This window comes from Psychrobacter sp., assembly GCF_035469765.1.
Taxonomy (GTDB): domain Bacteria; phylum Pseudomonadota; class Gammaproteobacteria; order Pseudomonadales; family Moraxellaceae; genus Psychrobacter.
The window spans coordinates 1-10,752 of record NZ_DATIRM010000300.1 but is presented as its reverse complement, the minus strand read 5'-3'; the positions used below and the strand labels follow the sequence as shown (position 1 = coordinate 10,752).

Below are 10,752 nucleotides of genomic sequence, written 5' to 3'. Positions count from 1 at the left end.
GCTTGAACTAAGCCATAGCTATTGACAAGCTTCTAACACGATACTTGAATAAAAATCGCGTTGGTTGCATGTAAAGCAATAGCAGGTGATAGTTTATATCTTCTATAAACGACTCATCAAAAAAGCACCTAGATATTAGGTGCTTTTTTTAGTGCTATAGTTTGTATTATATCGCCTGAATATTTTGAGTCTGCATCAAAAATCACGTATCATAGGGCGCGCGATAGATATGTTGTTTAGATAAAAGCTGTGTAATCGGCTTTGAGCGACAATAATAAAATGCACTCCCTTCTTATTCTTACCATTGCCAGCTTGTAGAGCATTGCTATTATTAATAGTATTACAATGGTTTTTCATCAATATAGGTTAATAAAGCAGAGATAACTATGGATAAATTGCGCGATTTCTTAAAAAGCTGGCCGGGTCGCATTTTATTGATTTTATGCTTATCGCCGCTCGCTCTATTGGGTGTCGAAAGCTACTTTGGTGGTAATGTTGATCCCAACCAAATCGCTCAAGTAGGTGAGGCAAGTATTGGGCTATCAGAGTATCAAACGGCAGTGAACAATCGCCGTGGCGAGCTTTTAGAGCAAGTTGATGATGCCAGTTTATTAAATGAAGATGTGCTACATGAGCAAGTATTAAAAGGTCTGATAGACCGTACTTTGCTAGAGCAGCAGGCTGGTAAGCTTGGTATGACAGTCTCTGATGACACCATCAATCGTCTACTGCGTCAAGAAGAAATCTTTAAAGGTGAAGATGGCGAGTTTTCAAACGATCAGTTTGCAAGCTTTTTGCGTCAGCGTAATATGACAAAAAATCAGCTATTTTCTGAGTTCCGCAATCAGTTGAGCTTAGATCAGTTGAATGCTAGTATCGTTGGCACTGCTGCATACCCGATGAAAGCAGTCAGTCAGCTGATTGATTTACAGCTAGAGTCGCGCAATATCTGGTTACATCGTTTTAACTGGCAAGATTATGTATCAACAGTTAATTTAAACAAAAACGACATCCAAGCTTATTATGATGCTAATAAAGATTCGCTGAAAAGTGCCGCTATGGTAGATTTGGCTTACTTGCAGCTGAGCCCTCAGACCATTCAAGTCAACGAGGTCACTAAAGAGGATTTGCAGCAGCAGTATGAAGCCTATAAGCAAAGCCTTGCAGTTGTCGATGAGCGTAAAATTAGCCAAATCTTATTAACCGGTAACGATGCTAAGGCGCGTGCTGAAAAAATCAAAGCGCGTCTTGCTAAAGGTGAAGCATTCACAAAGATTGCTAAAGTCGAGTCAGATGATCCATCAGGCAAAACAGGCGGCGATATCGGACGCTTTAATCCATCGGTATTTGGCAATGACGCTGCTGCGGTAGAAAAAGCGCTAGAAGGTTTAAGCGTAGGTGATGTCAGTGTACCAGTGAAAACCAGCTTTGGTTATCAGATATTTACCGTTACTGAAGATAATGGTAACAAGATACCAAGCCTTGAGAGTATGCGTGATGAGTTGACAGCCAAAGCAAAAGAGTACAAGCGTCAAGAAATTTACGCTGATAAAGTAACAGCAATAAATGATTTGGCAGCAGATGGTTTTAGCATCGAAGATATTGCCCAACAAGAAAATGTGCCATTAAAACGTCTTAAAGATTACCGTAAAGAGAACAATAAGTCTGTTCTAGCGCAGCCAGCAGTAATTAAACAAGCATTTGATGAGTTTACCATTCAAGACCAAGCGGTTACCGCCGGTATCGAAGTTGGTAATGGTACTGTCTGGGTACAGCCAAGTAACTATCGTCCGACCAAAACGCTGTCTTTATCTGCTGCGACACCTAGAGTTACGCAGCTATTACGTCAGCAAAAAGCCAGTGAGTTGGCATTAAATGATGCGAAAAAACTTGCGGCTGGCATCAAAACTACCGCCGATATCAGTAAGCAAGCGGTAACGTTCCAAGCACTTGGTGAGATCAACCGTCAGACTACGCAATTAACGGAAAAAGAGCGTGGCTTAGCGTTTAGTAAGCAAGCACCTGAGAACGGTGTGGTTGCCGTGGCAAGTAAAACAGAGATGGGCGCGACTGTATTGGTTGGTGACCGTATTAAAACAGAGCAGCAATCACCATTATCTGCCGCTCAAAGAGCGCAAACGGCAGCAATTATCCGTGATAATTTAGGTCAAGATCAATTGCAAGATTATCTGGACTATTTGCGTTTGGTTTATAAGGTTGAGATTAATAAAGCCAATATGGAAAATGCTCAAGGGCGATAAGCACTTTATGCGCTATCTATTCTAAATACATCTGTTCTTAGCCGTTAAAAAAGCCACTGTCATTACACAGTGGCTTTTTTTGATTTAAATAAATGATTTCTTAATAACAATATAGTCAGGGAAAAGCAATATCGATACATAACGTACTGCTGATATCAATTTTTCTTGCTTGCTGTGACTACGCAGACAGAGGCTGCAAAAAATTGATACCAGCAGTACTGTAGCGTTTTTAAGGTATTTTAACTATATTGCTTGATCATGAATTAATGACGAAAATGACGCATACCGGTAAATACCATGGCGATACCGTGCTCATTTGCAGCACAAATGGTCTCATCATCACGCATAGAGCCGCCCGGTTGGATAATCGCAGCAATACCTACTTCGGCAGCGTTATCAATACCATCACGGAACGGGAAGAAAGCATCAGACGCCATAACTGCGCCTTCAGTTGCAAGTCCAGCGTGCTCCGCTTTAATAGCAGCGATACGGGCTGAATTGACGCGGCTCATCTGACCTGCGCCGACACCGATGGTACGCTGACCTTTAGCATAAACGATGGCATTAGATTTGACGTATTTGGCAACGTTCCAGCTAAAAAGTAAATCAGCAATCTGTGCTTCGGTTGGTTGCACGTCTGTGACAATCTTTAAATCATTGGCGGTAATTAAACCCAAATCTTGCTCTTGAACAAGCAAACCACCATTCACACGCTTATAATCAAGCTGACGGTCACGTAGCTCAGGTGCTGGCAAGTCGCCGCAGACTAAGACACGCACGTTTTTCTTTGAAGCAGTCGCCTCTAGAACACCGTCTTCAACACTTGGTGCGATGATGACTTCAACAAATTGATTGTCGATAATGGCTTTAGCAGCAGCAAGGGTTAACGGGCGGTTAAAAGCAATGATACCGCCAAAAGAAGACTCAGGATCGGTACTAAAAGCTGTGCGATAAGCAGCTACTTGATCGGTATCTATAGCAACGCCGCAAGGGTTGGCATGCTTTACAATCACACAGGCAGGCGTACTAAAAGCTTTGACACACTCAAGCGCGGCATCAGTATCAGCGATATTGTTATAAGACAACGCTTTACCTTGCAATTGCTGAGCGGTAGCAATAGATGCTTGTTTACTTTTTGAAGAGTTATTTTCAACATAGAATGCCGCTTTTTGATGCGGGTTTTCACCGTAACGTAGGTCTTGCACTTTTTCTAGCTGAACGTTAAAGGTACGTGAAAAATCTTCCGGCTCTTGATTCTCATTAACACGGCTACCCAAGAAGTTGGCAATCATACCGTCATATTGCGCAGTATGCTCAAATGCTTTGACTGCTAGATCGTAGCGTAAGGCATTGGTCAGTGTCGTCCCATCACCTAATGCTTCAAGTACACGCGTATAATCGGCTGGATCAGTCACAATCCCTACGTGTGCATGATTTTTTGCCGCTGAACGCACCATGGTAGGTCCGCCAATATCGATATTTTCGATAGCATCATTCATAGTGACATCGCTACGTGCAATGGTTTCCGCAAACGGATAAAGGTTAACAACGACCAAATCAATGCGCTCAATCGCGTGCTCACTCATTACCGCATCATCTGTACCGCGACGTCCCAAAATGCCACCATGAATCTTAGGATGTAGCGTTTTAACTCGACCATCCATCATCTCAGGAAAACCCGTGTAATCTGATACTTCAGTAACAGCGACATGATGCTCGGTAAGCAGACGGAAAGTACCGCCAGTCGATAACAGACCAAAACCTGCTTGAATCAGACCTTGAGCGAACTCAACGATATTAGATTTATCGGAGACCGATAGTAGTGCAAGTGGGGCTTTACTCATAAAAAAACTTCCATAAAAAAAGCCTGACGTAAACGTCTGGCATGGTGATGATGACAATCAGTGTAGAGCATATCGTGAGTGATAAGATCATAAACTATAAACTGCCATACATAATGAAATCTTAGGGTAGGAGCGTGTCATAAATAAGGATAAAGCTATTTATTAATTAACCGCAATGACGAAAAACACCAATCAATACTACATTAAACCATAAGTTTTGAGCTTTTTGCGTAGTGTACCGCGATTAAGACCTAAAATCTGCGCACATTTGGTTTGATTGCCTCGGCTTTTTTCAAGCACCACAGACAAAAGAGGTTGCTCTATCTCTTTTAGAATAAGCTCATATAAGTCAGTGGGTAGCTCATCACCTAACACTGCAAAATATTGGCGTACTATGCGTTCAACATGTACTCGTAATGGCTCATGGGCATGACCTGTATGATCTAAAGCAGATTCTACATCGCGGATTGAGCGATGGTAATCGTCTGTATAATAGTCAGCAGGGTTTTCAATGCTTTGATTAACATGACTGGCATTATACGGTGCCTGTGGTGTCATAAGATAATGTCCTTGGGGTTAAAGAATAAAACCATGAGGCTATTGTTGTCTATTATATCAAAGTCAGCAGCTATCATCTTAAGAAGATACGCTGAATCAGCGAATATCCTCAGCTAACGTCAATAAATAGGGTTGATGGCGATTTTAGTAATTTGAGCATGAGTAACCGGTACGGTAAAGAGTAGCTGCTTATAGCTATTACCAGCCAATTGACTTTGTTTACCTACTAAATACTCATTTGGTGCAGCGATAAATTCACCGATTAGCGCATTGGCACCATAAATACTGACTTTTACTTGAGGGTATAGCTGCGCCTGCGAGCTTTGATTAGTGATAGCAGCGCTAATATCGCTAAAACCCATTTTGGTATTTATTCGACTGGCTTGATAGTTGATATCGCTTACACTCAATGCCGTCAAATCAGCGCTAGGCAGACTACAGATAACAATTGAACATAGTGTTTGAAGGCGTTCAGCATGTGCAGGATTTTTGACCAAGTTGTTTAAATTAAACATAACATATTGAGCGAAAAGTAGTAGCGCTAGTACTAAACAGCCTAATGTCCATAATAATGAGGCCACTGAACGGTGGGACAGTGTTGGTGAGAATTTGGCTTGTGCTTGTAATCTTCTAGTATCTTCGGCTTGATTGTTATCTTCTTCTTGAAGAGCAATGCCCATATCGAGCAGTAATTGGGAGAGGTCAGTGTCATCACTTGGCGCATCTTCGGCTTGATTTTGTTCTTTGAGTAGTTTTTCAAGCCACGAATCATCAGCCGTATTATCAACATTGGCATGAATGTTATTAGCTGCAGTTGAGCTTAAAGCGACTTGCGCGGATGAAGAAGAGGGGGTTAAAGAAGTAGCAGGTACGTCGGCTGCTTCAAATAAATCGATGAATGATTCTGAACGGTTATCTGAGTGTTTAGTGTTGTTTTGTAGCGGTGTATCGCTTAGAGTGGCGTTATGATTGTTATCAGTGGCTTGCGTGAGCCAAGCATCCATACTGTCGAGTGAGTCGTATTCTAAATTCTTGTCGTCAGATGTATCGATATCCATATCGTCATGAATTAAGATATCTGCATCATCTGAGTTTGCAGTAGCTAGAATAGTATGTTTTTTATTGAAGGTTTTGCTACTAATTTTTTCGTTTCGCTCACTATGAGTGTGGTTATTGTCGTACTGATTGTCTGTTATTTTTTTGCTAGAAACTTCTGTATCTGTTAATTGGGGGCGGCTATCTATATCAGCAGTAACGATAAGGTTGTTATTTACCAAAAACATTTGCTGACAATGTTCACAACAGACAGTTGCGGTTTTTTGATTTAACTGGGTATTTTTTATATTAAAAATGGTATGACAATGAGGACACTGGGTTTTAATGGGTGTGGTCATAGGGTTGAATCCAAAAAGGTATCAGTAGGAATACCGTATAGCCACTCACCAACCGCTGCCAATTACTTCAATGTCATCATAGAAGTATTCTTAATTATAAACTACAGGCAACTCTAGAGTAGCGCCAAATACACAACATTTAACTACTACTCTATCGTAACAGATGTAATTTAATGTTGCTAGCCTGTAAATGTACCAGACAATCGCTGCCAATGCTGATCTTCTTGTGCAGTAAAAGCATGCTTAGGATCAAGTGCAAAATAAGGCTGATACGCTTCGGTCACTTGCTCAGTTTGTGATTCAATCAAACCGGCAAGCACGATGCGACTCTTTGGTGCCATAAGGGTCGCAAAATAAGGCGCTAGACCTATCAGTGGCTTGGCTAAAATATTGGCAACCATCACTTCTACAGGTGCTATATTTTGCTGTTGCCAAAAAGCAGTAAAATCTTCTGGTAAAAATGCTTGTAAACGATTATCGACGGAGTTGCGTGCCGCATTTTGATTGGTTGCCAGTACTGCTTGAGGATCAATATCCACCGCATAAACATGGCGCGCCCCTAATAATAAGGCAGCGATACCTAATATGCCTGAGCCGCAACCATAATCTATCACGACTTTATCGGTAAGGTCTTGTTCCGTCAGCCAATCAAGACATAAGCGAGTGGTCGCATGATAGCCAGTACCAAATGCCAAGCCTGGATCCATAATGATATTGGTCGCTTCAGGATTGGGCGGGGTCAGCCAATTAGGCACAATCCATAAGTCATTGGCACACTCAATGGGCTTGTAATTAGACATCCATTCACGTTCCCAATCTTTGTCATCGACAGCGCTTACCCAAGTACGACTTGCTTGTACTTGTGCTGCGATTTCATGACTGAGTTGCTCAATGACTTGACTGGTTCCAGCCTCTGTCGTGGCATCGAAGAGCCCTGTTAAAATTACCTCGTCCCATAGTGGTGATTCACCAGGAAGCGGCTCAAATAAAGGTTGGTCGCCTGCGTCGTCGAGTGCAATCGATAGCGCGCCTGCTTCTAATAATAGCGCTTCAGCGAGATCGACATTGTCTTTTTCACACTGTAAGTGCAGTTGTTGCCATGCCATAAAGGTCACCTTAGTTCAAAATAAAAAGTGGATAAATAAAAGGGTCTAAGTAAGTCATTATTAAATTAGATAAGAAAAATAAACGACAGACGATATAAGCTCATTTTAGCGCTTATATCGTCTGTCGTCATGGTTAATTATAAAGATGGTGCTATTAGCGCAAGGCTTGTTTGGCCTCTCTTATCACCCGTGCGTTGCCTTGAGCTTGTCCTGATTGCAAAATAATTTGCCACAGTGCACGGCGGCGACTGTTGTCTTGGGCGACAGTAAGACCACGGCGTGCCATTGCTTCAGCCTTACGTGGTTGGTTTTTTTTGAGTGCCACTTGCCCCAAATAAAAGTAGACCGCTGATGACTTGGGCGCTAGGCGCTGAGCTCTTGTAAAGCTACTTTCAGCGCCAGTTATATTGCCTGATTTTAATTGCTCAGTGCCGACCTGCATCAGGTTACGAAAGGCGGGCAGGTTACTGTTATTGGTCGTGCTTTGCTGACTGCGTTGCTGCGAATTTTGCCGCGCCCGCTCTAATAGCTCATTGTGCGATGGTATCGATGGCTCATATATCATGTTATCTTCACGAGCAGGCGCGAGAATAATGATATCAGGCTGAGTTATTATTGGGGTTTGAAGGGTGCTTTGGTTGGGCAGTTCAAATACTGCAGGTTTGTTTATTACAGATTCTGTTTCAGGCTCTAATGTGACAGGTGGATGATAAGGCTCAATAGGGTAATTGTCGTTAGTTTTAGTAACTTCAGTACTCTCAACATCTTCATAACTACTGCCATCAGCGCTAGAGGTTTGTGTAACTGTTGTAGGTTGCGAGGTTCTTTCGCTACTGGTTGATGGTACAGTGTTAGTTGCAGGGGTTTTTATGGAGGTCGGCGCAGTCTGGCAAGCGCTCAAACTGAGCATGCCAAAACAAGCGCTGACTAAAAGAGCTGTATGCAGATGCTTTGGCTGTTTTTTAGCCTGATTACCAGTCGTTTGCCGCGCCAAGGCATCTCGCGATATAAATAACGCCATATTAATACCCTTATCTAAGTTTCAAACATCCTAAAACCATTCAACAGCACGATCGTACCAAGTATCTGAGCGAGTGGGTGCACCATCATCTTGCTCGGCATCATTGCTGTTATTATCAATAGCTGCACCATCTGGAATATCTAATCCTTCACGGCGACGTTGTTTATTGATATCGCCTTGTTCATTTTGCCACTGCATTTGCTCACGTGCACGATCTTGTTGATATAAGCTAACGGCACAGCTACTGGCTTCTTGTGGCAGATATGCCGACATCACCGGTAAGTAGCGTGCATTCTCACAGCGCTCATTAGAAAGCTTACCTGAGTTGTTCTCTAACCATAGCCATTCAATACCTTCTGGCTCAGGCAGCGCAACAGGGGTCAATTTTAGACGATTCATATAATCAACCCAAACTGGCAAAGCGCCACTACCGCCGCTAAGTCCGATAGGTTTATTGTCATCACGTCCTACCCAAACTACGCTGACATAGTTACCACTATAGCCGGCAAACCACGCATCGCGGTAATCATTCGTAGTACCTGTTTTGCCAGCAAGGTTTAGATTGCTACCAAGTGATTGTACCCGTCTGGCGGTACCGTTTTTAACAACATCTTGCAACGCATAGTTAATCAAAAAGTTGGTCTCAGGCGGTATGCTACGCTGAGTGTTTAGCCCTGTACGCTGTAGAATACTACCGCGATCATCAATCACGCTACGAATACTATGGATAGGGGTACGGAAACCGCCCGTAGCAAAAACTTGATAGACACCGAGCATGTCCATTGGACTTAGATTGACTGAGCCTAATAACGCCGAAGGATAAGGCGGTATTTCTTCTTTAATGCCCATACGCTTTAGCTGCTTAGCAAAGGTATCGACCCCAAATTCCATTCCTAAGCGTACGGCACTATGGTTATACGATTGTGATAGCGCCGTAGTAAAGGGGATGTAGCCATGGTCACGATTGTCATAGTTTTTAGGATTCCACTCGGTACCGTCACTGAGACTGACCGTAATAGGGGAATCGTCAACCGAGCTTGCTAAATTATAGCGCCCACTTTCGAGAGCAGTCATATAAATAATTGGCTTTAATAACGAGCCTACTTGGCGTTTCGCATCGACCGCACGGTTAAAGCCAGTAAACTCGCTGCCGCTACCCACCACAGAAACTAGCTCACCAGTTTCAGGATTAGCACTAACGAGCGCTCCTTGTAAATCCTTGGTTTTACCGCCACTACGGCGTAGCTCGCCAAGTTTTCTCTCAACCGCTTTGTCCGCTGCCAACTGGGCAATAGGGTCCATGGTACTAATGATAATCAGACCTTCATTTTTGAGATCGTCAGAGTAATAGACTTTATTCAATTCGCGTTTGACGATGTCTAAAAAGTCTGGGAATTGACTTTTACCTTCAACGGGTTTATCAACCACCCCAAGTGAGTTTTTTAATGCCTTGTCATAGTCTTCTTGACTGATAGAGCCGACGGCTAACATATTGCTAAGCACAACGTCGCGGCGCGCTTTTGAATCGTTTGGATGGCGGCGCGGATTATAGACACTCGGTCCTTTTGCCATACCGACAAGCAGCGCTTGCTGATCTATACGCAGCTCATTGAGCGGTTTGTCAAAATAAAACTGTGACGCCAACCCAAAACCATTGATAGAGCGTTTGCCGTTTTGACCCAAATAAATCTCGTTGAGATATGCCTGCAAAATCTCATCTTTACTATAATGCAGCTCCAGTAGCACTGCCATCAACGCTTCATTAGCTTTGCGCTTCATCGTCCGGTCAGAATTGAGATAAAAGTTTTTGATCAGCTGCTGAGTGATGGTCGAACCCCCTTGGCGCGCCCCACCAGAGAAGTTATTGATGAATGCACGGGCGATACCGCGTATCGATACCCCTTTATGCTCATAAAAACCACGGTCTTCTGTCGCTATTAGTGCATCAATAAGCGGTTGCGGTACTTGATCTAAAGAGACGACCATACGGTCTTCATTACTATCGGGATAAATACCGCCGATATTGACCGGTTCAAGACGAATAATGCCTGTTTTCGCCGGTATGGTGCTTTGTACCGACTCAATTTTATTGCCAGCAATGGTCATTTTGATGACTTGCTCTTTATCCACATCATTGGCGCTATAGGTAAATCCACGCGTATGAATAAAATAGGTGTTGCCCGATTTATGATAAGTACCAGTACGATCGTAGGCTTTATTACTTTGATAATTGAGTAACTCAAGCCATGTCTTCATCGTGTCTTTATCGACGTTAGCACCTTCATATAATTCAAGCGGCTGCGAATATACTTTGGCAGGAATATCCCAACGCTTACCTTCAAACTTATGGGTAATGGTGCGATCAAGTTTGATCAAATACAGTGCCAATAGCACCATGCCAGCGATAACCACAAGTAATAAAATACTACTAAACACCATGCCGCGCTGCTGGGAAAGTAGCGTATTGATAGCAGGCTTAGAGGATTGTGGTTGCTTAGAATAAGAGTTTTGCACTGATGACACACCATTTTGGGATAAAAAACTGCCTCATAATGACGCAAATTGACA

The 10,752-nt window shown here is 43.0% G+C and carries 7 protein-coding genes; 1 reads left to right on the top strand and 6 read right to left on the bottom strand.

From position 1 onward, the window contains the following. The first annotated feature begins 386 nt into the window (after positions 1–386). Complete coding sequence (locus VLN09_RS08485) at positions 387–2,261, top strand: SurA N-terminal domain-containing protein (RefSeq protein ID WP_325245558.1); 1,875 nt, start codon at positions 387–389, stop codon at positions 2,259–2,261. Positions 2,262–2,524: 263 nt separating this feature from the next. Here the strand turns inward: VLN09_RS08485 and purH are convergent, their stop codons facing one another. From purH to mrcB, 6 genes are all read right to left on the bottom strand, one after another. After that, positions 2,525–4,105, bottom strand: coding sequence for a bifunctional phosphoribosylaminoimidazolecarboxamide formyltransferase/IMP cyclohydrolase (gene purH / locus VLN09_RS08480; protein ID WP_325245556.1), 1,581 nt, complete (start codon positions 4,103–4,105; stop codon positions 2,525–2,527). 198 nt (positions 4,106–4,303) lie between these two features. After that, positions 4,304–4,573, bottom strand: coding sequence for a DNA-binding transcriptional regulator Fis (gene fis / locus VLN09_RS08475; protein WP_414709111.1), 270 nt, complete (start codon positions 4,571–4,573; stop codon positions 4,304–4,306). Positions 4,574–4,782: 209 nt separating this feature from the next. After that, complete coding sequence (locus VLN09_RS08470; protein ID WP_325245552.1) at positions 4,783–6,057, bottom strand: DUF3426 domain-containing protein; 1,275 nt, start codon at positions 6,055–6,057, stop codon at positions 4,783–4,785. Positions 6,058–6,236: 179 nt separating this feature from the next. Continuing rightward, complete coding sequence (prmA, locus tag VLN09_RS08465; protein WP_325245550.1) at positions 6,237–7,163, bottom strand: 50S ribosomal protein L11 methyltransferase; 927 nt, start codon at positions 7,161–7,163, stop codon at positions 6,237–6,239. 154 nt (positions 7,164–7,317) lie between these two features. Further along, positions 7,318–8,184, bottom strand: a complete 867-nt coding sequence (locus tag VLN09_RS08460) for a tetratricopeptide repeat protein (protein ID WP_325245547.1) — start codon at positions 8,182–8,184, stop codon at positions 7,318–7,320. Between the two features lie 30 nt (positions 8,185–8,214). Next, positions 8,215–10,698, bottom strand: coding sequence for a penicillin-binding protein 1B (gene mrcB, locus VLN09_RS08455; RefSeq protein ID WP_325245544.1), 2,484 nt, complete (start codon positions 10,696–10,698; stop codon positions 8,215–8,217). Positions 10,699–10,752: the final 54 nt, after the last annotated feature.